General features: G+C 68.8%; 29 protein-coding genes and 1 pseudogene. 16 read left to right on the top strand and 14 right to left on the bottom strand.

Features of this window, described 5'->3' with window-relative positions; all coding sequences use genetic code 11:
- The first annotated feature begins 72 nt into the window (after window positions 1–72).
- Together IEY68_RS32095 and IEY68_RS32100 are read left to right on the top strand one after the other, a co-directional pair.
- Window positions 73–1,509 (top strand): aromatic ring-hydroxylating oxygenase subunit alpha, encoded by a 1,437-nt coding sequence (locus tag IEY68_RS32095; RefSeq protein ID WP_199804852.1) that lies wholly within the window; start codon window positions 73–75, stop codon window positions 1,507–1,509.
- 26 nt (window positions 1,510–1,535) lie between these two features.
- A complete protein-coding gene (locus IEY68_RS32100) occupies window positions 1,536–2,105 on the top strand; it encodes an aromatic-ring-hydroxylating dioxygenase subunit beta (RefSeq protein WP_058852973.1) in 570 nt (189 codons plus the stop codon).
- Window positions 2,106–2,325: 220 nt separating this feature from the next.
- Here IEY68_RS32100 and IEY68_RS32105 read toward each other — a convergent pair whose 3' ends face one another.
- Window positions 2,326–3,123 carry an SDR family NAD(P)-dependent oxidoreductase gene (locus tag IEY68_RS32105; RefSeq protein WP_058852974.1) on the bottom strand — a complete coding sequence of 266 codons (798 nt, stop codon included), beginning with the start codon at window positions 3,121–3,123 and terminating at the stop codon, window positions 2,326–2,328.
- Window positions 3,124–3,196: 73 nt separating this feature from the next.
- On the bottom strand, window positions 3,197–4,021 hold the full coding sequence (locus IEY68_RS32110; protein WP_058852975.1) for a mycofactocin-coupled SDR family oxidoreductase: 825 nt from the start codon (window positions 4,019–4,021) through the stop codon (window positions 3,197–3,199).
- 149 nt (window positions 4,022–4,170) lie between these two features.
- Here IEY68_RS32110 and IEY68_RS32115 point away from each other — a divergent pair, with 149 nt between their 5' ends.
- Window positions 4,171–5,625: an aldehyde dehydrogenase family protein gene (locus tag IEY68_RS32115; protein ID WP_058852976.1), complete on the top strand. Its 1,455-nt coding sequence runs from the start codon at window positions 4,171–4,173 to the stop codon at window positions 5,623–5,625.
- 72 nt (window positions 5,626–5,697) lie between these two features.
- Here IEY68_RS32115 and IEY68_RS32120 read toward each other — a convergent pair whose 3' ends face one another.
- The 3 genes from IEY68_RS32120 to IEY68_RS32130 are packed head-to-tail and all read right to left on the bottom strand — an operon-like array spanning window position 5,698 to window position 7,996.
- Complete coding sequence (locus tag IEY68_RS32120) at window positions 5,698–6,312, bottom strand: TetR/AcrR family transcriptional regulator (RefSeq protein WP_058852977.1); 615 nt, start codon at window positions 6,310–6,312, stop codon at window positions 5,698–5,700.
- Window positions 6,313–6,364: 52 nt separating this feature from the next.
- Window positions 6,365–6,964: a TetR/AcrR family transcriptional regulator gene (locus tag IEY68_RS32125; RefSeq protein ID WP_189094615.1), complete on the bottom strand. Its 600-nt coding sequence runs from the start codon at window positions 6,962–6,964 to the stop codon at window positions 6,365–6,367.
- A 27-nt stretch (window positions 6,965–6,991) separates the two neighbouring features.
- Window positions 6,992–7,996 (bottom strand): fumarylacetoacetate hydrolase family protein, encoded by a 1,005-nt coding sequence (locus tag IEY68_RS32130; RefSeq protein ID WP_058852979.1) that lies wholly within the window; start codon window positions 7,994–7,996, stop codon window positions 6,992–6,994.
- Between the two features lie 130 nt (window positions 7,997–8,126).
- Here IEY68_RS32130 and IEY68_RS32135 point away from each other — a divergent pair, with 130 nt between their 5' ends.
- The 11 genes from IEY68_RS32135 (at window position 8,127) to IEY68_RS32185 (ending at window position 16,778) form a co-directional block, all read left to right on the top strand.
- Complete coding sequence (locus IEY68_RS32135; protein WP_058852980.1) at window positions 8,127–9,182, top strand: amidohydrolase family protein; 1,056 nt, start codon at window positions 8,127–8,129, stop codon at window positions 9,180–9,182.
- A 25-nt stretch (window positions 9,183–9,207) separates the two neighbouring features.
- Entirely contained in the window at window positions 9,208–10,125 is a 918-nt protein-coding gene (locus IEY68_RS32140) for a VOC family protein (RefSeq protein ID WP_058852981.1), read from the top strand.
- A gap of 12 nt (window positions 10,126–10,137) precedes the next feature.
- Entirely contained in the window at window positions 10,138–11,217 is a 1,080-nt protein-coding gene (locus IEY68_RS32145) for an AAA family ATPase (RefSeq protein ID WP_063000687.1), read from the top strand.
- A gap of 3 nt (window positions 11,218–11,220) precedes the next feature.
- Window positions 11,221–12,471 (top strand): vWA domain-containing protein, encoded by a 1,251-nt coding sequence (locus tag IEY68_RS32150; protein WP_063000689.1) that lies wholly within the window; start codon window positions 11,221–11,223, stop codon window positions 12,469–12,471.
- Window positions 12,452–12,784: a hypothetical protein gene (locus IEY68_RS32155; protein WP_063000692.1), complete on the top strand. Its 333-nt coding sequence runs from the start codon at window positions 12,452–12,454 to the stop codon at window positions 12,782–12,784. The genes IEY68_RS32150 and IEY68_RS32155 overlap by 20 nt, the downstream gene beginning before the upstream one ends.
- Before the next feature lie 72 nt (window positions 12,785–12,856).
- Window positions 12,857–13,177 (top strand): hypothetical protein, encoded by a 321-nt coding sequence (locus IEY68_RS32160; protein WP_063000694.1) that lies wholly within the window; start codon window positions 12,857–12,859, stop codon window positions 13,175–13,177.
- Between the two features lie 5 nt (window positions 13,178–13,182).
- Window positions 13,183–13,350, top strand: a complete 168-nt coding sequence (locus IEY68_RS32165) for a hypothetical protein (protein ID WP_189094616.1) — start codon at window positions 13,183–13,185, stop codon at window positions 13,348–13,350.
- Complete coding sequence (locus IEY68_RS32170) at window positions 13,347–13,547, top strand: ferredoxin (protein ID WP_229719167.1); 201 nt, start codon at window positions 13,347–13,349, stop codon at window positions 13,545–13,547. Before IEY68_RS32165 ends, IEY68_RS32170 begins: the two co-directional genes overlap by 4 nt.
- A 15-nt stretch (window positions 13,548–13,562) precedes the next feature.
- Complete coding sequence (locus IEY68_RS32175; protein ID WP_063000698.1) at window positions 13,563–14,375, top strand: SDR family NAD(P)-dependent oxidoreductase; 813 nt, start codon at window positions 13,563–13,565, stop codon at window positions 14,373–14,375.
- A complete protein-coding gene (locus tag IEY68_RS32180; RefSeq protein WP_063000700.1) occupies window positions 14,372–15,583 on the top strand; it encodes a thiolase family protein in 1,212 nt (403 codons plus the stop codon). The genes IEY68_RS32175 and IEY68_RS32180 overlap by 4 nt, the downstream gene beginning before the upstream one ends.
- A gap of 52 nt (window positions 15,584–15,635) precedes the next feature.
- Window positions 15,636–16,778 carry an acyl-CoA dehydrogenase family protein gene (locus IEY68_RS32185; protein ID WP_063000703.1) on the top strand — a complete coding sequence of 381 codons (1,143 nt, stop codon included), beginning with the start codon at window positions 15,636–15,638 and terminating at the stop codon, window positions 16,776–16,778.
- 44 nt (window positions 16,779–16,822) lie between these two features.
- On the opposite strand, the gene IEY68_RS32190 is transcribed toward IEY68_RS32185, so the two are convergent.
- The 3 genes from IEY68_RS32190 to IEY68_RS32200 are packed head-to-tail and all read right to left on the bottom strand — an operon-like array spanning window position 16,823 to window position 19,877.
- Window positions 16,823–17,788 carry a VOC family protein gene (locus IEY68_RS32190; RefSeq protein ID WP_063000705.1) on the bottom strand — a complete coding sequence of 322 codons (966 nt, stop codon included), beginning with the start codon at window positions 17,786–17,788 and terminating at the stop codon, window positions 16,823–16,825.
- Complete coding sequence (locus IEY68_RS32195; protein ID WP_063000707.1) at window positions 17,785–18,633, bottom strand: fumarylacetoacetate hydrolase family protein; 849 nt, start codon at window positions 18,631–18,633, stop codon at window positions 17,785–17,787. The genes IEY68_RS32190 and IEY68_RS32195 overlap by 4 nt, the downstream gene beginning before the upstream one ends.
- Complete coding sequence (locus IEY68_RS32200; RefSeq protein ID WP_063000709.1) at window positions 18,630–19,877, bottom strand: NAD(P)/FAD-dependent oxidoreductase; 1,248 nt, start codon at window positions 19,875–19,877, stop codon at window positions 18,630–18,632. The genes IEY68_RS32195 and IEY68_RS32200 overlap by 4 nt, the downstream gene beginning before the upstream one ends.
- Window positions 19,878–20,007: 130 nt before the next feature.
- Here IEY68_RS32200 and IEY68_RS32205 point away from each other — a divergent pair, with 130 nt between their 5' ends.
- Window positions 20,008–20,862 (top strand): 3-hydroxyacyl-CoA dehydrogenase family protein, encoded by an 855-nt coding sequence (locus IEY68_RS32205; RefSeq protein WP_063000711.1) that lies wholly within the window; start codon window positions 20,008–20,010, stop codon window positions 20,860–20,862.
- On the opposite strand, the gene IEY68_RS37235 is transcribed toward IEY68_RS32205, so the two are convergent.
- The 5 genes and pseudogenes from IEY68_RS37235 to IEY68_RS32230 form a co-directional block, all read right to left on the bottom strand.
- A complete protein-coding gene (locus tag IEY68_RS37235; RefSeq protein ID WP_189094618.1) occupies window positions 20,847–21,158 on the bottom strand; it encodes an Lrp/AsnC ligand binding domain-containing protein in 312 nt (103 codons plus the stop codon). The genes IEY68_RS32205 and IEY68_RS37235 overlap by 16 nt on opposite strands.
- Before the next feature lie 244 nt (window positions 21,159–21,402).
- A complete protein-coding gene (locus tag IEY68_RS32215) occupies window positions 21,403–22,185 on the bottom strand; it encodes an enoyl-CoA hydratase/isomerase family protein (protein ID WP_063000715.1) in 783 nt (260 codons plus the stop codon).
- On the bottom strand, window positions 22,182–22,622 hold the full coding sequence (locus tag IEY68_RS37240) for a hypothetical protein (protein ID WP_505784701.1): 441 nt from the start codon (window positions 22,620–22,622) through the stop codon (window positions 22,182–22,184). Before IEY68_RS37240 ends, IEY68_RS32215 begins: the two co-directional genes overlap by 4 nt.
- 181 nt (window positions 22,623–22,803) lie before the next feature.
- Window positions 22,804–22,983, bottom strand: a pseudogene (locus IEY68_RS37245) (crotonase/enoyl-CoA hydratase family protein); the annotation flags it as partial.
- Entirely contained in the window at window positions 22,970–23,218 is a 249-nt protein-coding gene (locus IEY68_RS32230) for a ferredoxin (protein ID WP_229719168.1), read from the bottom strand. The gene IEY68_RS32230 and the pseudogene IEY68_RS37245, both read right to left, overlap by 14 nt.
- Window positions 23,219–23,289: 71 nt before the next feature.
- Here IEY68_RS32230 and IEY68_RS32235 point away from each other — a divergent pair, with 71 nt between their 5' ends.
- Entirely contained in the window at window positions 23,290–24,474 is a 1,185-nt protein-coding gene (locus tag IEY68_RS32235; protein WP_063916465.1) for a cytochrome P450, read from the top strand.
- 141 nt (window positions 24,475–24,615) lie between these two features.
- Here the strand turns inward: IEY68_RS32235 and IEY68_RS32240 are convergent, their stop codons facing one another.
- The gene (locus IEY68_RS32240; RefSeq protein ID WP_063000719.1) at window positions 24,616–25,359 is read right to left on the bottom strand and encodes an SDR family NAD(P)-dependent oxidoreductase; all 744 of its coding nucleotides are present in this window, start codon (window positions 25,357–25,359) and stop codon (window positions 24,616–24,618) included.
- Window positions 25,360–25,520 lie beyond the last annotated feature (161 nt).

A 25,520-nucleotide genomic window follows, 5' to 3' on the forward strand; every position in this document is an offset into this window, starting at 1 on the left:
CACACCCGGTTCCCCTGGGCCGCCGGGACATTACCGGCCCAACCGACCCAGGAAGAAAGGTAGGGCCAACCCATGACGATCGAAATGGGACGTACCGAGATCACCGGACCGATCCTGTCCGACGGCACACCGCTCGCGGATCTGATCGACCTCGAGAAGCATGAGGTGTCGATGCGCCTGCTCAGCGACCCCGAGGTGTTCCGTCTCGAACTCCAGCGGCTCTTCGCTCGCGCGTGGACGGTGCTCGCCCACGAGACGGAGATCCCCGAGCCGTTCGACTACGTATCGCGCGATATCGGTCTCGACCCGGTGATCGTGACCCGCTCGCGCAGTGGCGAGATCAACGTCGTACTCAATGTCTGTACCCACCGCGGTATGCAGGTGTGCCGCGCGGAGGCCGGGAACGAGAAGCAATTCAAGTGTCCGTACCACGGGTGGAGCTTCAACGAGCAGGGCCGGTTCATGGGTTCGCCCGTCGCCCGGGAGAATATGCACGGCGCGTTCCACAGCAAGGAGGAGCTCGGGCTGAAGAAGGCTCGGGTGGAGCGGTATGCGGGCTTCGTCTTCGCCACCTGGGATCCGGACGCGCCCTCGCTCGAGGAGTATCTCGGGGAGATCAAGTTCTATCAGGACCTGATGTTCGCGCGCAGTGAGGCGGGCCTGGAGGTGCTCGGTCCACCGCAGCGCTTCATCATCCCGTCGAACTGGAAGTGCCCGGGCGAGCAGCACGCCGGCGACGGCTACCACGCGATGACCCTGCATCGCTCCATCAACGAGCTGGCCGCCTCGGAGTCCGACGATTCGTCCATGTACGGCATCGATGTCAGCGCCAACGGCCACGGTCTGCGCCTCATCGACCGGCGCAAGGGCAAGTGGAAGAACAATCGTGAGGCCGTGCTCGCCGCGCAGAGCCTGCCGCCGTTCGAGAAACTGCGCACGATCATGCTCCCTCCGGGCATGACCCCGGAAATGGCCGAGCAGCTCGCGGACACCCTCACCGAGGACCAGATGACGGTGCTGGCGGACTACCCGCCGAGTGTCGGTGGACTGTTCCCGAACATGGGCACCTTCTGCTTCGAGTTCCCGACCCCCATGGGTATGGCGGCGATCATCAGCTGGCACGCCTTCGTGCCGAAGGGGCCGGACACATTCGAGTTCATCAACTGGTATCTCGTCGAAAAGGACGCGCCGGCCGAGTTCAAGGACCTGATGCGCCGGGCTGCCACGCTCGGCCTGGGCAGCACCGGATTCGTCGAGACCGACGATGCCGACACCTGGCCGCTGATGACCGCCTCCTCGAAGGGCTATATGGGGAGCCAGGGCACCATCAAGTACGGCGCGCTGACCGGCGAGGACCAGCCGCTGACCGGCTACTGGGACAAGGGTGACTTCCCCGGCGGCGGGCACCTCTACCCGGGCTTCACCAAAGACGACGCCCAATGGAACTGGTGGCTGCGGTGGCGCGATTTCATGCTCGACGACCCGTGGGGTCCCGACGCCCACCACTGAGAACAGCGACGGAGAGAGGCACAGCAATGACCGAGACCGCAACGCCGGTCCAGCAGGCACCGCTACCCGACTTCGGGGCCCGGGTGAGCTCCGGGGACCGGCGCTACCACCAGATCGTGGACTGGCTCCACGACGAGGCGGCGCTGCTGGACGACGGGCATACGATCGCCTGGACCGAGCTCATCGCCGAGGACATCATCTACCGGGTGCCCGTACGTCAGACCCGCCTACGGGACGACCCGCGGTGTCAGTTCGCGGACAATATGTTCCACTACGACGAGAACCATATGACGCTCACGATGAAGATCCTCCGGTTGGCGACGACGGCCAGTCCGTGGTGCGAGAACCCGGTATCGCGCTCGCGGCGCCTGATCACGAACATCCGCGTTTTCGAGCGCGCGGCGAGGGATGAGTTCACGGTGGTGAGCTCACTACTGATCACTCGCAACCGTCACTCCGAGTCGGCGCCGCTGGTTATGTCGGGCGAGCGTCATGACGTGCTGCGGCGGGACGGCGCCGGTTTCCTGCTGGCGCGCCGCATGTTCCTGATGGACCAGACCACGGTGGGATTTCCCAACCTGACCGTCATCCTGTAGTCGTGGCCGCTGCGGCATGCCCGGCGGGCCGTGCGCAATCGGTTCGGCCGCCGGGCGCCACGGCGACACACGGCCCGTGTGCGCAGTGGCCGGCCGATCCGGCGAGGTGGCTCAGGCGATCAGCGACTGCTGAACGCTCAGGTCCAGGCCTACCGGGTCGGTGACGATCTCGGTGAGTGCGGTGCCGACGGCATGTGTTGCTCCGGTGATTCGGTCGGGGTCAGGAGGTGTAGGCGGTGAGGTCGGGTGGCCGTGACTGGTAGCCCGGGAGATGCAGTCCGCCGTCGACGTGGATGAGTTCGCCCGTGATGTAGCGCGACATCTCGGAGGCGAGGAAGACCGCGACCGGGGCGATATCCTGCTCGGGGTCACCGTTGCGGCCCAGCGGCTTCAACGCTGCCGAACGCTCGGCGAAGCCGGGGACCTCGTCGACGTACTTCATGAACTGGGTGCCCATACCGGTCGGCGCGATCGCGTTGACCCGGATCCCGAACCGGCCCCATTCGTGGGCGGCGTTGCGGGTGAGCCCCATGATCGCGGATTTGGTCACGATGTAGTCGGCGTTGAGCCAGGCGCCGGTGTCGACATCGATCGAGCTGAAATTGATGATCGAGCCCCCGCCCCGCGCCGCGAGATGTGGCCGAGCGGCCTGCATCGCCCACCACGCGGCCCATAAACCGGCGTGGAGACTGCCGTCGAGGATCTCGTCGGTCTTCTGCTCGAGTGGCAGGCGCGGCGAGAGGGTGATCGCGTTGTTCACCAGGATGTCGAGCCCGCCGAATATCTCGACGGCGGCGCCGACGGCGGCCAGGACCTGGTCTTTCTCGCGGACATCGGTCGGTACCACCTGGACGCGGTCGTTGCCGTCGTAGTCGGCGCGCAGTGCTTCGCAGTGCGCGGCGTCGTATTCGGCGACGAGAACCCGGGCACCTTCCCGGGCGAACCGGGTCACCATGGCGCGGCCGAAGCCGGCGCCGCCCCCGGTGATCAAGGCGATCTTGTGCTCGAGCAGGGCCATGGGAGTCCTTCCGGGTGACGCGGCAGCGGCGTCCGGACCCGGCCGGACGCCGCGGCCGTGCGCGGTGGCCGACCTATTTGGCGGTCAGGCCCGCGTCGATCTTGAGAACACTGCCGGTGAAGTACTTGCCGGTCGCGTCGTCGGCGAGGAAGAGGACCGTCTCGCTGACGTCCTCGGCGCTGATCATCTCGACCGGCAGCAGGTTGCTCATATCGCCGAGCACCTCCGCGTTCTGAGCCATGAAGGGAAACGCCTCGGGGTTCTCCGTCATCATGGGCGTGGTGACACCGGTGGGCGCGATCGCGGTGACCCGGATGTTGTAGCGGCCGAGGTAGTTGGCGTACATCTGGGCCAGGCCGATGACACCGAGTTTGGCGATACCGTAGGCGTCGTCGCCGCCGTTGGCGGTGGTCTTGCCGAGGAGCGCCGCCGAGGAGCTGGTCAGGATGAAGCAGCCGCCCCGGCCGCGTTCGACCATATGCGGATAGGCCACCTGGATCGCATTGCGGACACCGCTGAGCATTACACCGATGCCGACCTCCCAGGCCTCGACATTGTCTCGCTCCTGGGTGTTGAACATGACGATGCCGGCGTTGGCGATCACGGTGTCGATATGCCCGAACTCCGCGACACCGGCCTCGAACGCTTTCTTCATGCCGTGGAAATCACGGACGTCGCCTTTGAAGGTGAGCATCCGCCGGCCGGTCTTCTCGACCAGCCGCTTGGTTTCGGCGAGATCGCTTTCGGTGCCGAGGTTGTAGGGGACCACCTCGATGTTCTCGCAGATATCGAGGCCGACGATATCGGCGCCCTCCTCCGCCAGTCGCACCGCGTGCGACCGGCCCTGGCCGCGTGCCGCGCCGGTGATGAATGCGACGCGCCCGTCCATCCTGCCCATGGGTCACCTTCTCTACCTGAGCTCGGCCCGCACCTGCGAGCCAACGCGAATGTACATAAAGTACGACTCTTGTGCAATCAGTCACATCGACACTATTCTCGGAACCGGGCGCGGCCACCGCAGGGAGGGCGCGGAGAAAGAGGAGAGATATGGAGCTCGACCAGCAGCGGATGCTCATCGACGGGGAGCTCGTCGGGGCCACCGGTGGCCGCGAGTACGGCAACGTCAACCCGGCGAACGAAGAGGTCATCGGACCGGCCCCGGACGCCACCGCCGCGGATGTCGAGCGCGCGCTGGCGGCGGCGCGCCGGGCGTTCGACGAGGGCCGCTGGGCCGGCGATATCGAGTTCCGGCGACACTGCCTCACCCAGCTTCAGGACGAGCTCCGGGCGGATCTCGACACGATCCGTGCCGCGCACACGGCCGAGGTGGGCATGCCCGTCGGTCTGGCGCAGACGGTCGGCGTCGACGCGCCCGTCGAGTGGCTCCGCTACTGGCCGGAGCTGATGAGCACCTATGCCTGGGAGACCGAGCGACCGGTGACCGAGTTCATGGGGGCGAAGTCGAAGCGGATCGTCCGCCGGGAGCCCGGCGGTGTCGTCGGTGCGATCACGCCGTGGAACTACCCGTTTCAGCTCAACCTGGCGAAGCTGGGTGCGCCGCTCGCGGCGGGCTGCACGGTCGTTCTCAAGGGAGCGCCGGATACGCCGTACTCCGCCACCCTCCTGGCCGCGGCGGTATCGCGGACCGATATCCCGGCCGGCGTCGTGAATATCGTGACGACCCAGGACAATTCGGTCGCCGAGATCCTGACCACGCATCCGGCGGTCGATCAGGTGACCTTCACCGGGTCGAGCCGGACCGGCAAGCTGATCATGCGCAACGGCGCGGAGACCATCAAGAAGGTATCCCTGGAGCTGGGCGGCAAGAGTGCGGCGATCATCCTCGACGATGTGGACCTGGCCCAGATCCTCCCCTTCGCGGCCGGGATCGTGTGTATGCACGCCGGCCAGGGCTGTGCCCTGATGACTCGGGTCCTGGTGCCGAAGGCGCAGATGGGGCTCGCCGCGGAGATCGTGCGGGCGGTCTACGACCAGTTCCCGTACGGAGACCCGCAGCAACCCGAGAACATGATGGGTCCGCTCATCAATGCCCGGCAGCGTGACCGTGTGCTCGACTACATCGAAGCCGGCAAACAGGAGGCCGATCTCATCGCCGGTGGCGGCCGGGCCGAGCAGTTCGAGAAGGGGTTCTGGGTCCAGCCGACCGCGTTCGCCAACGTGTCGAACGACGCCCGGATCGCGCGGGAGGAGATCTTCGGCCCGGTTCTGTCCCTCATCGGTTACGGCGACGAAGAGGACGCGATCCGGATCGCGAACGATTCGGTGTACGGCCTGTCCGGTTCGGTCTTCAGCGCCGATATCGAGCGGGCCACCCGGGTCGCCCGCCGGATCCGGACCGGCTCGATCGGTGTCAACGGCGGCGGTTTCACCGCACCGGACACACCGTACGGAGGGTACAAGCAGAGTGGGATCGGTCGTGAATACGGCGTCGAGGGTCTCGAAGACTTCTTGGAGACCAAGGCGATAGGTATCCCGGTCTGAGAGAGTCGGCACAACAGGCGGATGCGCGTCGGGCCCGGGTCTCCACTCGGGCCCGTCGCCATGGGCTGTCGCTCAGGTGGCGGTGGCCGTTCGTCCGAGAGTGCCGCGGGCCGCCGCCACGTCCTTGCCGAGGGCGAAATCCCATAGCACCGAGATCTTCTGCTCGATCACCGCGGCGTCGCTGGTCGGTATGAAGAACGACGAGGTGACGATGCGGTACAGGAACTCGGCGAGATCGTGCGCGGTCAGCAATCCCGCACGGGCGGCCGGTAGGTCCGTCAAAGCCGGCTCGAGGTAGGGGATCAGTGACTCGATCACATCGGGCATCTGGTCGGTCAAGAAGTCCAGGGACATCTTCGGCTCGTACTCGACCATCGTCCGCATATGCGGGAACATGTTCGGGAAATCGAGCATGGCATGCAGGATGACGCGCACCCGGTGCTCCGGATCGGGGTCGTCGGCCACCGCGCGGTCGAAGGTCTCCTTCGAGACCGAGGCGATGCGCAGGTTGACCGCGTTGAGCACCTCCTCGCGACTGGCGAAATAGCGGTAGAGCGTGCCACGGGAGACGCCGGATTCCCGGCAGATATCGGTCATCGACAGCCGGGAGCTGCCATGTCGCGCAAGGGCGCGCATGGCGCCGTCGAGGATGGCGTCGACGGTGTCGCGCGCGGGGATTCCGCTCATGCTGCGGAGTCTACGTCGCAGGCGCGCAGCGGGATCGGACAGCGCACCGGGCTCAACCGGCGAGCCGCCTGCCGGACTTCGTGGCCGTGGAGCCGATGCCCAGCAATCCCTCCAGGGTCGAGGTGAGTTCCTCGATGGAGGTCGACGCCGACGGCGGCAAGGTCGAGAACGAGATGCCGCAGAGCACGACGATCCGGGCGACCTGCTCCTTGGTCACCGCCCCCTGCTGGACCTGGGCAGACTGCGCGAGCGCGGGGTGCAGGCACTCCTGCATCAGTGCGACGAGGGCGTCGAAGCGGGACGCGAGCCGGTCCAGGACCATACCCGGTTCGGTGCGGGTCAGCAGTTCCATCGCGGGGAACTCCGCGCGGTGCCGCACCATCGCCTCGGCGATGACCGCGAGACGGTCCGCCGGTTCCGGGCGCTCGGCGATCGCGGTCGTGAGGTGCTCCCGCAAGCTCGTCTCGAGACGCTCCTCGACCGCCGCGATCACGTCTTCCTTGCTCGCGAAGTAGCGGTACAAAGTCCCCCGGGACACGCCCGACTCGGCGCATACGTCGGTCATGGAGAACTTGTGTTGCCCGCGGCGGGCGAGCGCAACAAGGGCTCCATCCAGGATACGTTCCCATGTCTGTGTCGCGTTCTTGCTCACGAAAGCAACAATAACAGTCATTCCTGTTCAACTTGTACCTTCGTGCTGCTCATGCGCGCGCCACGTGTTGGTGAGCCGGCCGAGGCCGTCGATATCGAGGGTGACCGTATCCCCGGCCACGGGGTAGCGGCCGAGCTCCAGGCCGCACCCGCCGCCGACCGTGCCGGTCCCCACGACGTCGCCGACCCGCAGGGTCTCACCGCGGCTGATATGACTCAGGATCTCGCCGACGGAGAAGTGGATCGTGGTCGTGACTCCGACGCTCCACTCCTCGCCGTTGACCAGGGCGCGCATCCTCTGCTCCTCGTGGGGATCCCACTCGTCCGGAGTCACGAGGGCCGGCCCGAGGACGTTCGTGCCGTCGAGATCCTTGGACTTCGCCGGTCCCAGTCCGACCGACATCTCCCGGAACTGGACATCGCGGATCGATACGTCGTTGAAGACCAGGTAGCCGGCAATGTGGTCGAGTGCCTCGGTGGCGCCGAGATCGCGTCCCGCCTTGCCGACGACAACGGCGTATTCGAGTTCGTAGTCGCATTTGTCAACGCCCGGCGGCACGATGACGTCGTCGCCGTCGCCGATGACGGAGGCCGGGTTGCCCTTGTAGTAGGTCGGCGCGTCGTACCAGCGCTTCGGGATCCGGCCCCGCGTCGAGTTGGCTATGTGCTTCTCGTACGCCGAGCAATCGCGGAGGCTGGTCGGGCGCGGCAGTGGGGACAGCAGACGTACCGCGTCGCGGGCGTGGACGAGGGTCGTGCCGCTGGTGTCCCGGGTGCCCGGCGTATCGGTGGGCAGTGAGTCGATTGCTTCGGTGACGGCATCGCGACCGAGGCTGCCGTTGCCGAGCAGGCCGATCAGGTCGGGCGGGACGATGGCGTCGGCCACGGCGCTCGCCCGTTCGGGGTCGAGCTTGTCGGAGAGGGTGCTCCGGTAGGCCGAATTGAGGTCGATCACGTCGCCCGCGGCCGTGAGGCACCCGGCCCGGGTGAATGGTCCGAGTGAGGTGTCGAGGGCGAATGTCACGTAGCGCATGCGGTGCCGCGTCCTTTCGGGCCGAATCGGCGGTTGTCGGCCACCCTAACGAACATTAGACAATCTTGACAATAACTGTCTCGTATGCATAAATTTGGTGGACGGCCCGACTGCCAGGAGGACAGCCCCCATGCTCATTGATCTGCACGCCCATCAGCTGGTCAAGGGACAGTTCAACCAGCATGAGAAGTGGGGGCCCTTCTGGGAGGGCGGCCTCCGGATCGGTGACTGGAAGCTTGGCTCCAAGCGGCAGGCCCCGAAACACCTGGACGAGATGCTGGAGCGGTGGCAACCCGGGCCGCGGCTGGCCGCGCTCGACGCCGCCGGCATCGACAAGATGGTCCTCTCCATGCCACTGCATATGGTCGGCTACCACTACGAGCGTGAGTTCGCGATCCGATACGCCCAGACCTCCAACGACTCGATGGCCGAGTTCTGCGCGCACCACCCGGACCGGTTCTACTTCTGGGCGCACGCGCCGCTGCAGGATCCGGTCGCGGCGGCCGCCGAGCTCGAGCGGGCCGTTACCGAGCTCGGTGCGCAGGGCCTGATGATGGGCGCTCGCAACTTCGGCGGGCGTGAGGTCTACGACCCGGCGTTCCGGCCGCTGTGGGAGAAGATCTCCGAGCTCGACTGCATGGTGTTCGTACACGGTTACAACCAGTCGGTCACCTGGGGTGCGAAGGCGTGTGACGATCCGTTCGACACCACCTCGATCGTCGGGATGAACGTCGACGAGGCGCTCTTCTACTGGTGGATCACCAACGGCGGTGTGCTCGACGAGTTCCCGGACCTGAAGTTCTTGATCACGCACGGCGGCGGGTTCGTACCCTTCCAGCTCGAGCGTTTCAACGCGACCAACAAGACGATGGCTCCGGACTCGAAGAACAAAAAGGAACTCCTCGAGTACAACCCGAACTTCTTCTACGATCTCGACATCGCCAGCCCGCATATGCGTAAAGCCCTGGTCGGCGAGGTCGGTATCGAGCAGGTCGTCTACGGCGACAATTTCTCCGGTGCCGACAACCACGAGGGCGATCTGACCGACGATCTGGATCTCGCCGAGGCCGACCGCGACAAGGTGCGCTTCGAGAACGCGCTGCCGCTGCTCAAGATGCCGGAATCGAAGCTGTCGCCCGCGGAGATCCGCGGGCTGAAGAAGACTGCCGCACCCGCCGCCGGCTGACCGGCCGAGCTCGAAGGAGACCCAGATGGATATCGTTGGCCTCGGCTACATGGGCCTGACGAGCGCCCATGTCGACGACTGGCGGACCTACGCTCCCGAGGTACTGGGCCTCCAGGTCCGGCCGACCGAAGGCGAGACGCTCTTCCTCCGGATGGACGACCGGCATCACCGGATCGCGCTGCATCCCGGCGCGCAGGAGCGGCTGGCGTATATCGGGTGGGAGCTGCTCAACCGGGTCGCGTGGGACGAGTGCCTGCGGATTCTGCAGGCCGCCGGCTACACCGCCGAGATCGCCGACGAGGCGCTCTGTGCCGAGCGGGCCGTGCACGCGATGGCGTGGGTCACCGGTCCGGATCAGGTCCGGCACGAATTCTGCTACGGGGCGGCGTTCAATACCCACACCTTTTTGCCGGGGCGACCGCACAACGGCTTCCTCACCGGCGACGGCGGTTTCGGCCATATCGTCGTCACGGTCCCGGAGTGGACCGAGGAACTCGACCACTTCGTCGAGCAGGTGCTGAGCTTCAAATGGTTCGGCTCGGGCGCCGATATCGGCAAGCGCCGCTTCTACCGTCCCCGGCGCAACCACCGCACGCACTCCATCGGCTACTCCATCGTCCCGGGCATGCTGGGGCTCAACCATGTGGGCCTCGAGGTCAACGACCTCGACGATGTGGGGATCGCCTACGACCGGGTGCTGGAGCGCGGCTATCCGCTGATGGCGACGCTGGGCCGGCATACGCAGGACCCGGTGATCTCCTTCTACCACTTCTCGCCGTCGGGCTTCCCGATCGAATACATCAACGCGGGCATCGAAGACAGTGCGGCGCATCCCTTCGTGGAGGGCAAGCCCGAGAGCTTGTCGGTGTGGGGGCACAAGTTCAACCCCGACGCCCCCACACCCGCGACGGTGTATCCGGCGACGGAGTCCGTCGGTCGGTGACCGGTGACCTCTATGGCGCTCGACGCTCTCGTCCTCGCGGTCCGCGCCGATGTTCCGCTGCTGATCTGGGGAAGCCCGGGGACGGGGAAGACCTCCGCGGTCGTCTCACTGGGCGAGGCGATGGCGAGCCGGGTAGAGGTGGTCGTCGGCTCGATCCGGGAGCCGACGGATTTCGCCGGTCTCCCGGTCGTCGACGGGGGCGAGGTGCGTTTCGCCCCGCCGGCGTGGGCGCGGCGCCTGGTCGAGGCGCGCGGCGGGCTGCTCTTCCTCGATGAACTGACCACGGCTCCGCCGGCCGTCCAGGCCGCGATGTTGCGTATTGTGCTGGAGCGCCGGGTCGGCGATCTCCTGCTGCCCGCGGATACGCGCATCATCGCGGCCGCGAACCCGCCGGGGGAGGCCGCCGACGGGTGGGATCTCTCGGCGCCGATGGCCAACCGTTTCGTCCACCTCGACTGGGCGGTGACGGCCGAAGAGGTCGCGCGCGGTCTCACCGAGGGCTTCCCCTCACCGGCCGAACTGCTCACCCGGCCGACCGCGGACGAGCACGATCTGCGGTGGGCTCGGGCGATGGTGTCGGCATTCCTGCGCGTCCGGCCCGCGCTCGTCCTGGACCTGCCGCGCAGCGCCGAGGCGGTCGGGCGGGCCTGGCCCAGCCCCCGCAGCTGGGAGATGGCGACCCGGTTGCTGGCCGCGGCACGGGCAGCCTCGGCGGCACCCGAGGTCGGCGGCATGCTGCTGCGCGGCGCGGTCGGCGAGGGGCCCGGGTCCGAACTGGTGGCGTGGCTACGTCACCTCGACCTGCCCGACCCCGCCGGTGTCCTGGCCGATCCCGGCTCGTTCGTAGTGCCCGAACGGGGCGACCGGGCACACGCCGCACTCGGCGCGGTGGCCGCCTTCGCCGTCGCGGCCGACGACGCCGAGCTGTGGGCCCGCGCCTGGCAGGTAGTGGGAGTTGTCGCCCGCACGGCGCCCGATATCGCCGTGCTCGGCGCGCGAGTGCTGGTGGGGCGCCGGCCCGCGGGCGCCACGCTGCCGACCGAGGCGCCGGCCCTCGCCGCGCTGCTCGACGACGCGGCGGCACGGAGTTAGCGCATGACTGTCTGGCCGGACCCCCGGCTCGCCCGCCGCTGGGCGGCCGGCCGGCTCGCCGCGGTGCAGGCGGCGCCGTACCTCGCGACGGCGCTGCTCGCCCTCGACGTGCGAACGGTGGAGGTCCCGGGTTCCCTCGGCGACCAGGGGAGCCGGTACTACGCCTACCCCGTGGACCAGAGCTGGCGGGTGCACGTCGATCCGGTCCGCCTGGCGGGCACGCCCGCACCCGAGCTGGGGTACTGGCTGCTCCACCAGGTCACCCACCTGCTGCGCGACCACGGTCCGCGCGGGGAGCGCCGCGGCGCCGGGAGACAGTGGAACGCCGCCGCCGACCTCGAGGTCGGCGACGACCTCCCCACAAACCCGCGGCCCGCCGCGGCGCTCGTCCCGGCCCGGTTCCGGCTGCCCGCGGGCCGGGCCGCCGAGGAATACTGGCGAGCGCTCGCGGGCCGGGATCTCGCGCAGACCTTCGTCTGCGGTCTGCGGACCGCACCGGTCGCCGACGACAGCAGCCGCGTCACGGTCGGCGCCGAGGAGGCGCGGCTGCTGCGGGAGGAGACGGCGCGCCGGGTCGCCGCCCGGGCCTCGTCGCACGACGATGTGCCGCTGGGCTGGGAGCGGTGGGCCCGCGATGTGCTCGAGCCGGTGGTCGACTGGCGCCGGGAGCTGGCGGCGACGATTCGGCACGCGGTCGGGTCCTCGCGGGGGCGGGTCGATCACACATATCAGCGACGATCCCGGCGGGCGGGTGTCGTCGCCGGCGTGATCCTCCCGGGGCTCCGGCAGCCGCGTCCCACCGTCGCGGTCGTGCTCGACACCTCCCGGAGCATGTCGGCCGCGCACCTCGAGCGGGCGGGCGCCGAGCTGGGGCGGATCATCCGCTCGTCCGGTGTGACGACCCGGGGAGTGAGCGTGCTGTGCTGCGACGTCACCGCCCACGAAGCGGCGCAGGTGCTCGACTTCCGATCGGTGCGCCTGGTAGGCGGCGGCGGGACGGATCTGCGGGCCGGCATCGCCGCCGCCGCGGCGCTGCGCCCACGCCCCGATATCGTGGTCGTGCTCACCGACGGCTGGACCGAATGGCCCGAGCGCCCGCCGCCGCGGACGACCGTCGTGGTCGGCCTGCTGGGTGGTGAGGTGCTCCCGCCGGAGTGGGTACGGACCGTGCAGATCCCATTGGACGAAATCGACGAGGAGCGGCGCGAAGGCGTCGAGGCGGAGGTGGCGGCGGATGTGGTCGACCGGACCTGACCAGATTCTCGGACTGCTCGGTGGGCCCGCTGATCCCGAATGGGTCCGGGCGGGGATCGGCCTCGTCGCTTCGCGGATGTGGCTCATCCTCGGGATCGAGCCGGAGACCGCACGCAGGCTCACTCGTGAGGGTGTCGACCCCGAGGTCGCGATCCGCGAGTGGTGGGCGGCGGGTGTTCCGCTCGACGAGGTCGCGGACTGGCTTGCGGCCGGACTCTCCCCGGCGGAAGCGCTCGAGCAGCGGTCTGCCGGGGTGAGCGTCGCTCAGGCGCGGGCGTTCGCCGCCTTGAAAGGGGTCGTACCACCCGAGTGATCGGTTGCACATAATAGGCAATACTTGTATCGTCTGCTCAACGATGTTCGGACGAGCGGAAGCGGGTCCCTGATGGTGGGTGTAGTCGGCAAGCCGGGTACCCGGCTGCGGAGCGTGGTGTCCGACGTCGAAATCGTCGTGGTGCGGCCGACCGCCGCCGACGTAACCCTGACCTGCGGTTCCGTACCGATGATCGGCATCGGCGACCCGGCGCCGCCGGAATCCGGCGGCGCCGCGCCGCGCGAATCGGAGCCGGTTCAGCTCGGCAAGCGCTACTTCGACGAGACGACCGGTCTCGAGGTGCTCTGCTCCAAGGGGGGCGCCGGGCCGCTCGCTGTCGACGGCCGCACCCTGCCGGTGCGCGGGGCCCAGCCCCTGCCGGCGTCCGACTGAGGCGGTTGGCCCTGAAGCTGTCGCTCGACATGGTGGTCGGGGGCGACGAGCTGCCGCGCACCGGCACCGGAAAGATCCTGCGGCGCGCCCTGGTACCGGTCCTCGGTGCGCTACCCCCGTGCACTCCGCGGCCCCCGGCCGTCGGTTCCTACTCGTTGGAGGCAACGTCATGACGATGAAGGTGTCGATCGATTCCGAGAAGTGCTGCGGCTACGGCATCTGCGCGGAGATCTGCCCCTCCGTGTTCAAGCTCGACGAGCAGGGCTTCGTGTACCTCGACGGCGACGTGGTCGGCGACGAGCACGCCCGAACCGCCGTCGAGGCCGCCGACGCGTGCCCCGAGCTCGTCATCACCCTCGAATCCGCCTGAACAGGAGTACATCAGATGTCGAACGAGGAGTCGAAGACGATCGTCGTGATCGGGGCGGGCCCGGGTATCGGGCTCGCCGTCGGCCGTCGATGGGGTCGCAGCGGATACCGCGTGGCGCTGGTCGCCCGCCGGGCCGAGCGTCTGGCCGGATTCGTCGAGCAGCTCGCCGCCGAGGGCATCACCTCGTCGGCGCACGCCACCGACGTCACCGACCTCGCCGCGCTCCGGGCGACCCTCACCGAGATCGAGCAGCAGCACGGCGCGATCCACGCGCTCTACTACGGGCCGCCGGCGACCTCCGGCACCATGTGCGCGCCGCGCGATATCACGGTCGACAAGCTCGCGCCGATGCTCGGACTCCTCAACGGCGCGGTGGCCGCGGTCGAGCACGTCCTGCCCGGGATGCTCGAGCGGCGTGACGGTGCCCTGCTCTTCTGTATGCCGATGTCCGCGATCGAGCCGGTGCTGTTCAGCGCCAATTACGCGATGGCCTGCGCGGCGATCCGCAATTACGTGCAGAGTCTGTACGTCGACATCGCCTCGCAGGGTGTCTACGCCGGCGCCGTGCCGATCGCCGGACTCATCATCGAGGGCGACTCCGAGCGCGCGAAGAGTCTCGACGCCACGGCCCGTCGCCCCGGCGACCGTGCCTGGGACGAGTACCGCGCGTTCCACGAGGACCTGGCCGCACACATCACCTCCCGGCAGATCGCCGACACATTCTGGGACCTCGCCACCACACGTGACCGATACGAGGAGATCCTCGGAAACCCCGCGATCTGCGCCCGGCTGCGCGAGCAGGCGCTCATCGGGACGCCGGCGTCGTGAAGGGCGCCTCGGTCGTCGTCGTCGAGGCCGTCCGGTCGCCGCTCGGCCGGGGCCGGCCGGCCCGCGGCGACAAGCCGGGTGGTGCCCTCTCGGCAGTGCACCCGGTCGACCTGCTCGCTCAGGTGCTGCGGGGCCTGATCGGCCGCAGCGGGGTGGATCCGGCACTGGTCGACGATGTCCTGATCGGCTGTGTCAGTCAGGCTTCCGAGCAGGCGTTCACGCCCGGCCGGCTCGCCTGGCTGGCGGCCGGGATGCCGGACCACGTGCCGGGGGTGACGATCGACCGCCGCTGCGGATCGGGCCAGCAGGCCGTGGAGTTCGCGGCCCACGGGATCATGGCCGGCGCCTACGATATCGCCGTCGCCGGTGGCGTGGAGTCGATGAGCCGGGTACCCATGGGCTCGGCCCGCGTCGGCGCGGACGTGTTCGGTGCCGGAGTCGCGGCCAGGTACGCACCCGGTCTGGTCGGTCAGGGTGTTGCGGCGGAACTGGTCGCCGCCCGCTACGGCATCACCCGGCGCGATATGGACGAGTACGCCGCCCGGTCCCACGCCCGTGCCGCGGCGGCGCGGGAGGTGATGGCCGGCGAGATCGTGCCGGTCACCGTGCCCGGCGGCGCCGGGCCGGGGCGCGAGGTGAGCGCCGACGAGACGATCCGGCCGGACACCACCGTGGACGCGCTCGCGGGCCTGCGGCCGGCCTTCGCCGATGATCCCGCCGCGCCGCGGTTTCCCGATATCGAGTGGTCGGTGACGGCCGGTAACTCCTCCCAGATCACCGACGGCGCGGCTGCTCTGCTGCTCATGAGCGAGGAGAAGGCCGATCGGCTCGGGGTGCGTGCCCGGGCCCGGATCCTGTCGACCGCCGTGGTCGGCTCCGATCCGGTCACGATGCTCACCGGGCCGATCCCCGCCACCGAAAAGGTGCTCGACCGAGCCGGCCTCGAACTCGGCGAGATCGACCATATCGAAGTCAACGAGGCGTTCGCGAGTGTCCCGCTCGCCTGGCAGCGGCATTTCGACGCCGACGGCGATCGGCTCAACCCGTCCGGGGGCGCCATCGCGCTCGGGCATCCACTCGGCGCGTCCGGTGCCCGGCTGCTGACCACGATGCTCGGTGCCCTCGAGGCCTCGGGCGGCCGCTACGGACTGCAGACGATATGCGAAAACGGCGGCATGGCCAACGCACTGGTCGTCGAGCGGCTCTGACGGGCCCGCGGCCCGCGCCCCGGACCACCACCAGACGGAGTGACCAACGATGATGCGACGCACCCTGTTCGACGAGGACCACGAGGTGTTCCGGGAGACCGTGCGCCGCTTCCTGCACACGCGGGCGGTGCCCCGCTACGCGGAGTGGGAAACGGCCGGGCACCCGGACCGGGAGTTCTGGCTGGAGGCCGGCGAGCTCGGTCTGCTCGGCACCCAGATCCCGGAGGAGTTCGGTGGGGGCGGCGAGACGTCGTTCCTGTACAACGTCGTCCTCACCGAGGAGGCGCAGCGTGCCGGGCTGGCCCTCGGCGGACTGCGCGTGCACACCGATATCTGCATGCCCTATTTCCTCGATCTCGCCACCCGGGCGCAGCAGGCGCGCTGGCTGCCCCGACTGGCGACCGGTGAGGCGATCGCCGCGCTCGCGATGAGCGAGCCCGGTGCGGGCTCGGACGTGAAGGCGATGGCGACCCACGCGGTGCGCGACGGCGATCATTACATCGTCAACGGCGCCAAGACCTTCATCACGAACGGCCGGACCGCCGACCTGATCGTTCTCGCGGTCAAAACCGACCCCGCCGCGGGCCGCCGCGGGATCTCGCTGCTCGTCGTCGACGCGGCGACCGAGGGTTTCGTCCGCGGGCGCAAGCTGGACAAGCTCGGCCTGAAGTCGCAGGACCTCGCCGAGCTGAGTTTCACCGATATGCGTGTGCCCGTGGCGAACCTGCTGGGTGAGGAGGGGCAGGGGTTCACCTACCTCACCCGCAATCTCGCCCAGGAACGACTGTCCATCGCGGTCAACAGCCAGGCGGCGGCATCGCACGCCGTCGAGACGACGGTCGAGTACGTGTCGACCCGGCAGGCATTCGGTACCACGGTCGGCTCGTTCCAGAACACCAAGTTCGAACTCGCCGCCTGCGCCGCGGACGTCGAAGCCGGACAGTCGTTGCTCGATCGGGCGCTGCTCGCCCACGAGGCCGGCGACCTCGGCCCCGCCGACGCGGCGAAGGTCAAGCTGTTCTGCACCGAACTCCAGGGCCGGGTCGTCGACCGCTGTCTCCAGCTGTACGGGGGCTACGGCTACATCCTGGAATACCCGATCGCCAAGGCGTACGCCGACGCCCGGGTCACCCGGATCTACGCCGGGTCGAGCGAGATCATGAAGACGATCATCGCCAAGGATCTCGGCTTGTAGGCCTTGCCCTACCGGCCGAGAGCCTCGGCCGGTAGGGCAAGTGCTCACCCTCGGTGCTGCACGATCTCGATCAGCGCGCCGTCCAGCTCGTCCGGATCGATCCGGATCAGCTCCCCGCCGGCCGATCCGAGGGTGATCCGGCTGAACCGGGTGCCGCGATCGGCGAGATCCTTCTCCTTGGCGTCCAAGTCGACCGCCGAGAGCCGGATGTAGTAGGGGCCGGGCCCCCAGTTGTAGAGGTAACGTCCTTCGTCGGTCGCCCATTTCGTCGGCTCGATCAGATCGAGCGTGCCGCTGTGGCCGAGGGCGAAGCCCATCCGCGCCCGGCGCAGCCCCTCGTCCGGGAACTCCTCGATCACCGCCGGCTCCCAGTCCAGGTTCTCGCGCAACCGGGCGAGCACATCGGCGAGGTCGCGCACCAGGAAGCCGCGGGCGACGACCCGCACCAGATCGGCGGGTCGCGGGTCACGCGGCGGTGGCGGCGGGACCTCGTACGCCGCCGCGGGGAGCCGCAGCGGCCCGGCGGCCATGATCTCGATACACAGCCCGCCGTCGATATCGGGGTGGTAGCGCGGGTCCTCGGGCCGGCAGCCGAGCCAGATCCGATCGAACGGCATCTCCGGGGTGAGCCGCGCGACGCGGAACGGCAGTTTCCGCTCGTGCAACCGCTGGACCATACCCTCGAGGTCGTCGGTGATGAGTACGGTCGCGTGCGTTTTGATCGGCCGCGCCGGGCCCTGGAACTCCGCCAGGCTGTGCAGATAGACCGGGAACATCGGGTCGCCCTGGTTGGGGGCGTCGAGATGGCCCTGCGGCTCGATACGGGTCGGTGCGACGGCCAGCGACTTGTGGGTGCGCAGGAAATGCGCGACGTAGGGGTGGCCGGGAAAGGCCTGCCGCCAGTTCGGGTGGCCGTGCACGCCGACCTTGGCGGTCAGCAGTTCCGCCATCCGGTCGGCGTCCTTCACCATCAGGTCGCCGCTGAGCAGCATTGTGAAAGGAGGGGTCATCGGGTCACCGCCGCGGTGCGGGCGCCGACCCGGTTGCGCTGCGCGCCGAGTCGCTCGATGGTGATCTCGACGAGATCGCCGGGCGCGAGGTAGCGGCCGTCTTCGTGGCCGACCCCCTCCGGGGTGCCGGTGAAGATCACGTCTCCGGCCCGCAGCGGCGTACGCTCGTCGGCCCAGGTGATGAGGGTGTCCAGGGAGAACGACATATCCGATGTTCGTGCCGACTGGCGCTTCTCGCCGTTGACGGTCAATGTCAGAGCGAGGTCGGGCAGGCCGGGGCCGAATTCGTCGGCGGTGACGATCCACGGCCCCAGCGGGGTCGAACGGACCTGGCTCTTCGCCGAGAACATATCCATCCCGGTCACGGATCCGCCGAACTGCAGGTCGCGCAGCGAGGTGTCGTTGCCGATGGTGAAGCCCAGCAGCGCTGCCCCGGGGGCGGAGCGGTCCACCGGCCCGGCCGTGACGAAGACGAACTCGACCTCGAAGTCGAGGGCCGTACTGATCGCGGGGTATTCGATAGCGTCGTAGGCGCCCACGAGTGCGTCGTTCGGTTTCCAGAAGCCGGCCGGATGCGGGGTGGGCGCGATGCCCAGACCGGTGACATGCCGTGCATAGGTGGCGCCGAGGCAGACGACCTTCGCGGTCTCCTCCGCGGGCGCCAGGATCGTGAGGCCGTCGAGGGGGAGCGAGTCCCCGAGGTCGAGAACCCCGGTGTCCCAGGCCGTCGCCAGCGGGCCTGCCCACTCCCGGATACTGCCGCGGATCCGGCGGACCCGGGTCTCGTCGGCGTCGACCAGCGCCCAGAATTCGGTCCGCCCGTCGGTCAGTCGTCCCAGCTTCATGCGTACTCCTTGGGTGCCGCGGCCGCAGCGGCCTCGGCCAGTTCGCCGAGATCGTGGTGGGGGTCGGTGAGGTGCTCGAGCGAGACCGGCAACCGGTCGGTCATGATGCGCCGGGCCGCCCGGACGTCGTCGGCACGGTTGAAGGCCACGCAGCCGGCCAGTTCGCCGGCGCGGGTGAGGACTGCCGAGAAGTTCCACCCGTCGACATCACCCCGCAGGTGCACCTCGTCGGTCGGTTCGGGTTTGCCGGTGATCTGGATGGTGGTGTCGTACTGGTCGGACCAGACCCACGGGACCTCGGCGAACTCCGCGCTGCCGCCTGCCATATTCCGCGCCGCGACTTTGGCCTGGTGCTGAGCGTTCTGCCAGTGCTCGATGCGCATCCGGCGGCCGAGGTAGGGCTGCGGGGCGTTGGCGACGTCGCCGATCGCGAAGACATCGGGAGCCGATGTCCGGCACTGCTCATCGACGACGACGCCGTTGTCCACTCGCAGGCCCGCGCGCAGTGCGAGCTCGTCGCAGGGCACCATGCCGATACCGACCACGATCAGGTCGGCCGGGTAGGTGGCACCGTCGGCGGCATGGGCGACCAGGCCGCGGGGCCCGTCGTCGATATCGGATACCGCGACGCCGGTGTGGAAGGTGACGCCGTGCTCGGTGTGCAGTCGCATGTAGAGACCCGCGAGGGTCGGCGGCAGCAGCCGCTCGAGCGGGCTGCTCTGCCCCTCGAGGACGGTGACCTCGCAGCCGAGGGTGCGCGCACCGGCGGCGACTTCGCCGCCGATGAAGCCGCCGCCGACGACGACGAGCCGGATCCCGGGACCGAGTTGCCGGGCGATCGCGACCGAGTCCTCGACAGTGCGCAGGGTGAACACGCCGGGGACACCGTCGGCACCGGGCAGGGTGCGGGGGCGGCCGCCGGTCGCGATCAGGACCTTGTCGTAGGCGAGGTCCTCGCCGGTGGAGAGCCGGACGATCTTTCGCTCGGTGTCCAGGTCGGTCGCGCTCACCGCGGTGCGGATCTCGATGTCCTTCTTCGCGTACCAGGCCGGTGGGCGCAGCGCCGTCCGATCGGCGTCCTCCTCGCCGCGCAGGACGCCCTTGCTCAGCGGAGGTTTGGAGTAGGGCGGCCGCGGCTCGGCGCAGAGCACCACGATCCGGCCGGTGAAGCCCTCGGACCGCAACGCCAATGCCGCCGTCCCCCCGCCGACTCCGCCTCCGATGACCACGAAAGTTTCGCTCACAGCCCTGCCTCCCGTTCGGTTGGCGACGGCTGACCGCCGACTCCCGCTCTGAAACGACTAGATCAGATAGTGTCATATTTGTCTCCCGTTGTGAACGGTGAGAGAAGAACGACGAGATGAGGCGGAGTCGATGCGGATCACCGTAATCGGTGCAGGGACGATGGGCAGCGGGATCGCCCAGCTGGTGGCCACGGCCGGGCACGACACGTCGCTGGTCGACGTGAGTGCGGAGCAATTACAGCGCGGCCGGGCCTCGATCGAGGCGAGCCTGCGGCGCTTCGTGAAGAAGGGCGCCCTGTCCGAAGCCGACGCCGCGGCTGTCCTCGATCGCCTGGTGACCGGCACCTCGGTCGCCGATGCGGTGCCGGGTGCCGGTGTCGTCATCGAATCGGTTGTCGAGGTGCTGGAGGTGAAGCAGGCCGTTTTCGCCGAGGTGGTTCAGCACGCTCCGGCGGACGCGCTGCTGGGCACCAACACCAGCCAGCTCTCGATCACCGCCATCGGTTCGGCGATCCCGGAGGCCGCCGCGCGCCTGGTCGGCCTGCACTTCTTCAACCCGCCCGTGCTGATGCGGCTCGTCGAGGTCGTGGCGGGGCTGGAGTCGAGCGAGGAAGCCATCGAGCAAGCGCTCGGCTTCGGGGCGTCGCTCGGCAAGGAAACCGTGCTCTGCCGCAAGGACAGCCCGGGTTTCCTCACCTCCCGGATCTCGGCGTTGGTCCGGCTCGAATGCCTCCGGATGCTGGAGGAGGGCGTGGCGAGCGCGGAAGATATCGACAAGGCGCTGAAGGTCGGCTTCAACTGGCCCATGGGGCCGTTGGAACTCGGCGACTTCAACGGGCTGGACACGTACCTGCACATCCTGGAATCGCTCGAGCAGACCCTCGGCGACCGGTTCAAGCCGACCGTCACTCTGCGCAACCTGGTGGCGGCGGGCCGGCTGGGCCGCAAGACCGGCCGTGGCATCTACTCCTACCCGGAGTCCTGAGTGTCCGCCGACCGCCCGGCCCGGCCCCGGCCCGCCGCGGCGGTCAAGCTTTGCAGCAGTGGGTCCACCCGATAGGGGCTCGGGGTCGTGAGCGCTATCTCGGTATCGGTCCGCACGACACCCGGGATCGCGCGGAGATCGTGCAGGAGTTCCTGGAGCTCGGGGTTGCCCGGTGCGGCGACCCGGACGAACAGGTCGCCGCCGAACTGGTGCGGGGCTACGCGGACGTCGAACTGCGCAATGTGGCGCGCTACCGCGCCGAGCGCGAGCGGCTCGGCGTGCCGCTGACCGAGGATCTCGCCACTCTGCTCGACGAGCGTTGAGCGGAGCGCGCGAGCGGGGTCGGAGCGGCTGTCGAAATATGTGCCGGCTCAGCGCTGTTCAGTGCGGTGGCGCAAGCGCGTCGGAGTGGGCCGGGGTGCATATCCGTCGTCGCAGGTTTGTTCGTGTGTGGGCATCGGGAGGGTTCGAAGCGGTTGTCGGTACGGAACGGGCAGGTACCGAGGGCGGGGCCTCCACGCCCTCGGTGCTGCCGAGAACTCAACGACCCTGGTAGTCGCCGGGCCGCTTATCGCGGAAGGCCCGCTGTGCCTCCGCGTAGTCCGCGAGCGCCGAAACCACGCCGAAGTGCGAGGACACCATGTCGTAGTGGGTGCGCAGGTCGACCGACTCCGCGGAGCGCACCAGCCGCTTGATCATGGCGACCTGGACCGGCGGCGCGTCGGCGATCCGGCGTGCGAGGTCCAGTGCCCGGTCGAGCACGCTGTCGTCCTCGTAGACCTGGTTGACCAGGTCGAGCCGGAGCGCCTCGTCGGCGCCGACGACATCGCCGGTCAGCAGCAGCTCCATCGCCTTCGCGGGTCCGACGAGCCGGGGGAGCAGCCAGCCGCCGCCGTCGCCGGGGACCAGGCCGACCTTGATGTAGCCCTCGCTGAGCCGGATCGAACGTCCCGCGACACGCATATCGCACAGCAGGGCCATATCGAGTCCGGCGCCCACGGCCACCCCGCGCATTGCCGCGATCACCGGTTTGTCGAGATCGGCCATGGCGATCGCGACCTGGTGGATGCGGTCCATCAGCATGTGCTTGCGCCCGATGGGGGTGTCCTCGACCGCGGCCAGTGCGGACAGGTCGACACCGGAGCAGAAGGCATCGCCGGCCCCGGTCACCACGACGGCCCGGACCGCCGGGTCGCGTGCCGCGGCGCGCAGCGCGTCGGTCCAGGCATCGACCATGTCGAGTGTGAAGGCGTTCTTCCGCTCGGGGCGGTTGAGGGTGATCGTGGCGACGCGGTCCACCACGTCGTAGAGCAGATCGCTCATCGGACTCCTGTCACCAAGGGCCACAACCCCGTCGAGCCGACGGCGGTCACGCGGTCGGCGAGCAGCTCGGACCAGGCGGCCTCGCTGCCCCATTCCGACCGCCACGACCACAGCCGGGTGGTGCTGTGGTGGAGCGGGTGCTCCTCGGTCATCCCGAGCGCGGCGTGCACCTGGTGGTCGATCGCCGCGCCGAGGCCGGCCGCCTGTGCGGTCCGCACCTTCGCGGCGGCGATGACCAACTCGGTGTGCGAGTCGGCGAACCCGTAGCGCAGCGTGGCGCGGACGGCCTGGTCGCCGGCGGCCGCCGTCTCCGCTGCCAGCGGCGGGCGTTCCTTTTGCGCCGCGACGGGCGCGCTCGCTGCCAGCAGCTCTTCCGTGACGGCGAACCGCTCGATCGGACTGCGCCCGCCGCCCCCGTATTCCACCGGCAGCGTCATATCGAGCCAGCCGCGTCGGCCGAGGCGGCGGCTGAACGTCTCGTCCCAGCCGGCCGGCGACGATCGGCTCGACCGGCGGTCGCCGGATGATGCCGAGACCACCACGGGACGCGGTGATCGGGCGCTCGCCCGTCTCGGCGAACGCCTCGAGGTCCATTCCCGCGCTGAAGAAACCTCCGGCGCCGGTGAGGACCACGGCCCGCAGCCCGGGAGTCTCGTCCAGTTCGTCCAGCGCGTGCGCGAGCGCTTCGGCCGTCGGCAGGTCGATGGCATTGCGGCGATGCGGCGGGTTGATCGTGCTGACGAGAACACCGTCCTCGTGTTCGACGAGCACCGCGCCGCCGGCCTCACCCCCGGACACTGATCACCTTCTCGGGGCACACCTTGGCGGCGAGAAGGGCCGCCGGCTCGGCGGCGGCGGAGATCTCGTGGCTCTCCGTGATGACGTACCCGTTGTCGTCGAGCTCGAAGAGTTCCGGAGCGAGTGCCGCGCACCGGGCGTGGCCCTGGCAGAGGGCGTGATTGAGCTCTATCCGCATGGGCGCCTCCAGGTCGTCAAGGGTCGTGCCGCAGATCGACCAAAATCTGATACACATCGACTAAATGTGTTTAATGTGTATCAGATGCTCACTGTGTCTAACAAGTGTGACCACTTAGGAGCCCGGCGATGACCGAAGCCACATGTCCGATGAAATCCGTGAACCTGATGGAACTGCCGATGCAGACGGCGGAGGGCCGGGCCGTCGGCTGGCGCGCACTGAACGAAGCCGGCCCGATCGCGGATGTCCACGGCTCCTTCATGGCCACCACCGACACCGCGGTCGAGCAGGTGCTACAGCACCCCGAGATCTTCTCCTCGGTGCGCGCCTACGACGTTCTGCAGAGTCCGGTACCCCAGCCGCCGCTGATGTACGACCCGCCGGAACAGCTCCGTCACCGCCGCATCCTCGCGCCCTTCTTCAGTCCGGGCGTCATCAAGAAAATGTACGACAGTCTGCGCGAGCAGGTTCGTGAGCTGATCGCGCCGATGGCCGCCAAGGGCGAGGCCGATATCTTCAGTGAGCTCGCCGTGCCGTTCCCGACCCAGGTGTTCCTGGTCCTGTTCGGGCTCCCGCTGGGGGACCGCGACCAGCTCATCGAGTGGAAGGACCGGATCATCAAATCGGCCGACCCGCAGGGCCTCGAGGGTGGTGACGCGGAGGCGGGAATCGCGCTGATGACCTACCTGCAGACCAAGGTCATGGAGCGCAAAGGGGTGACCGACGGGGACGACCTGCTCACCAATATCGTCAACGACCCTTCGTCCGAGGCGTTCACCGACGAGGAGCTGCTCGGTCTGTCGATCCTGATGATCCAGGCCGGCCTCGACACCGTGACCCAGAGCCTGATGTTCGCGTTCGAAACCCTGGCGCTCAACCCGGATATGCGGGCCCAGCTGGTGGCCGACCCGGAGCTGATCCCCGAATTCGTCGAGGAGAGCCTGCGTCTCAACCCGGTCGCGCCGTTTCCCCCACGCTATGTCCTCCAGGACACCGAGATCGAGGGGATCCCGATTGCCGCCGGTGACCGTGTCTCGCTCTGCCTCGGCGCGGCCAACCGCGACCCGAACCTGCACGAGAACCCCGACGGCATCGTGCTCGGCCGCACCGAGCGGCACTGGGCCTTCGGCGGCGGCGTGCACCGCTGCCTCGGTTCGCACCTGGCCCGCGCGGAGATGCGGCTGGTACTGGAGGAATGGCTGCGGCTGGTGCCCGAGTTCGAAATCGACGGCGCGGAGCCGCAGATGAAGTGGCCCACGCCGCTGCTCGATCTGGGCGAGCTCCGCGTGAAGTTTCCTCCTGTGCCGGCCTGATCACCGGCTATCGGGCAGGAAAAGTCACGTGAGTCCGGCGCGCGGTTCACCGCGCCGGGCGGGAGCTCGATGCGGTGGACCGGCGAGGAGCGCACCGCCTCCGTGCCGCGCGACCACCCCTCGACGCGGCACCGGCAGTTCTTACGCGTACATGAGGCCGCCGTCGGCGAGGACCAGCGCCGCCTGCATCATCTCGGCATCGTCGGAGAGCAGGAAGGCGATGATCGCCGCGATGTCCTCGGGCCGCCCCAGGCGGCCGGTCGGGACCATCTCGCGCCAATGGGCCTGGTGCTCCTCGGGATAACCCGCCAGACCCTCGGTGAGGACCGTGCCGGGGCATATCGCGTTGAGCCGGATCCCGCGGCGGGCGTACTGCAGCGCGACGTTCTTGGTCAGGCCGACGACGCCGTGCTTCGCCGCGGTGTATCCGGCCATGGCCGGGGCGTTCTTGACGCCGGCGTTGGACGCGACGTTCACGATCCGCCCGCCCCCGGTCGCGAGCATCGCCGCGATCTCGTGTTTGAGGCACAGGAATGTGCCGCGCAGGTCGACGGCGATCACCCGGTCGAAATCTTCGGCGGGCAGCTCGTGCAGGTCGGTCGGCGCGTGGGCGACGCCGGCGTTGTTCACGGCGAGGTCGAGCCGGCCGTAGGTCGTCACGGCGTATTCGACCATCGCCTGAACCGCGGGCTCCTCGGCGATATCGGCGACTACGAAGCTCGCTGCTCCCGCGCTGCTCTCGATCTGCGCGACAGTCGCCCTTCCGCCCTCCTCGTCTACGTCGGCGACCACGACGGCATGGCCCAGTGCGGCGAGGTGGACGGCCGTGGCGCGGCCGATGCCGGAGCCCGCTCCGGTGACGAGGGCGGTGAACTGCTGGGTCATGGGGTTCCTTCGCGGGTTCGCAGGTGGACTGCGGTCGGGCAATCGGCCCGAAGCTCTGTTGCCTGCCGCAGAATACTGATACAAACTAGCCACTAACGGCACTTTATGTATCACCTGTCGAGGAATTACTGTGACATAACATCTCACCTTCCTGATGCTGG

Origin of the sequence: Nocardia jinanensis, assembly GCF_014645735.1 — a bacterium.
In the GTDB taxonomy this organism is placed as follows: domain Bacteria; phylum Actinomycetota; class Actinomycetes; order Mycobacteriales; family Mycobacteriaceae; genus Nocardia; species Nocardia jinanensis.

What these genes read in the sequence shown, in the direction of transcription:
- IEY68_RS32095 (WP_199804852.1), top strand. Translation starts at nt 73, where the DNA reads ATGACGATCGAAATGGGACGTACCGAGATCACCGGACCGATCCTGTCC.
- IEY68_RS32100 (WP_058852973.1), top strand. Translation starts at nt 1,536, where the DNA reads ATGACCGAGACCGCAACGCCGGTCCAGCAGGCACCGCTACCCGACTTC.
- IEY68_RS32105 (WP_058852974.1), bottom strand. Translation starts at nt 3,123, where the DNA reads ATGGCCCTGCTCGAGCACAAGATCGCCTTGATCACCGGGGGCGGCGCC.
- IEY68_RS32110 (WP_058852975.1), bottom strand. Translation starts at nt 4,021, where the DNA reads ATGGGCAGGATGGACGGGCGCGTCGCATTCATCACCGGCGCGGCACGC.
- IEY68_RS32115 (WP_058852976.1), top strand. Translation starts at nt 4,171, where the DNA reads ATGGAGCTCGACCAGCAGCGGATGCTCATCGACGGGGAGCTCGTCGGG.
- IEY68_RS32120 (WP_058852977.1), bottom strand. Translation starts at nt 6,312, where the DNA reads ATGAGCGGAATCCCCGCGCGCGACACCGTCGACGCCATCCTCGACGGC.
- IEY68_RS32130 (WP_058852979.1), bottom strand. Translation starts at nt 7,996, where the DNA reads ATGCGCTACGTGACATTCGCCCTCGACACCTCACTCGGACCATTCACC.
- IEY68_RS32135 (WP_058852980.1), top strand. Translation starts at nt 8,127, where the DNA reads ATGCTCATTGATCTGCACGCCCATCAGCTGGTCAAGGGACAGTTCAAC.
- IEY68_RS32140 (WP_058852981.1), top strand. Translation starts at nt 9,208, where the DNA reads ATGGATATCGTTGGCCTCGGCTACATGGGCCTGACGAGCGCCCATGTC.
- IEY68_RS32145 (WP_063000687.1), top strand. Translation starts at nt 10,138, where the DNA reads ATGGCGCTCGACGCTCTCGTCCTCGCGGTCCGCGCCGATGTTCCGCTG.
- IEY68_RS32150 (WP_063000689.1), top strand. Translation starts at nt 11,221, where the DNA reads ATGACTGTCTGGCCGGACCCCCGGCTCGCCCGCCGCTGGGCGGCCGGC.
- IEY68_RS32155 (WP_063000692.1), top strand. Translation starts at nt 12,452, where the DNA reads ATGTGGTCGACCGGACCTGACCAGATTCTCGGACTGCTCGGTGGGCCC.
- IEY68_RS32160 (WP_063000694.1), top strand. Translation starts at nt 12,857, where the DNA reads ATGGTGGGTGTAGTCGGCAAGCCGGGTACCCGGCTGCGGAGCGTGGTG.
- IEY68_RS32170 (WP_229719167.1), top strand. Translation starts at nt 13,347, where the DNA reads ATGACGATGAAGGTGTCGATCGATTCCGAGAAGTGCTGCGGCTACGGC.
- IEY68_RS32175 (WP_063000698.1), top strand. Translation starts at nt 13,563, where the DNA reads ATGTCGAACGAGGAGTCGAAGACGATCGTCGTGATCGGGGCGGGCCCG.
- IEY68_RS32185 (WP_063000703.1), top strand. Translation starts at nt 15,636, where the DNA reads ATGCGACGCACCCTGTTCGACGAGGACCACGAGGTGTTCCGGGAGACC.
- IEY68_RS32190 (WP_063000705.1), bottom strand. Translation starts at nt 17,788, where the DNA reads ATGACCCCTCCTTTCACAATGCTGCTCAGCGGCGACCTGATGGTGAAG.
- IEY68_RS32195 (WP_063000707.1), bottom strand. Translation starts at nt 18,633, where the DNA reads ATGAAGCTGGGACGACTGACCGACGGGCGGACCGAATTCTGGGCGCTG.
- IEY68_RS32205 (WP_063000711.1), top strand. Translation starts at nt 20,008, where the DNA reads ATGCGGATCACCGTAATCGGTGCAGGGACGATGGGCAGCGGGATCGCC.
- IEY68_RS32215 (WP_063000715.1), bottom strand. Translation starts at nt 22,185, where the DNA reads ATGAGCGATCTGCTCTACGACGTGGTGGACCGCGTCGCCACGATCACC.
- IEY68_RS37240 (WP_505784701.1), bottom strand. Translation starts at nt 22,622, where the DNA reads ATGACGCTGCCGGTGGAATACGGGGGCGGCGGGCGCAGTCCGATCGAG.
- IEY68_RS32230 (WP_229719168.1), bottom strand. Translation starts at nt 23,218, where the DNA reads ATGTGTATCAGATTTTGGTCGATCTGCGGCACGACCCTTGACGACCTG.
- IEY68_RS32235 (WP_063916465.1), top strand. Translation starts at nt 23,290, where the DNA reads ATGACCGAAGCCACATGTCCGATGAAATCCGTGAACCTGATGGAACTG.
- IEY68_RS32240 (WP_063000719.1), bottom strand. Translation starts at nt 25,359, where the DNA reads ATGACCCAGCAGTTCACCGCCCTCGTCACCGGAGCGGGCTCCGGCATC.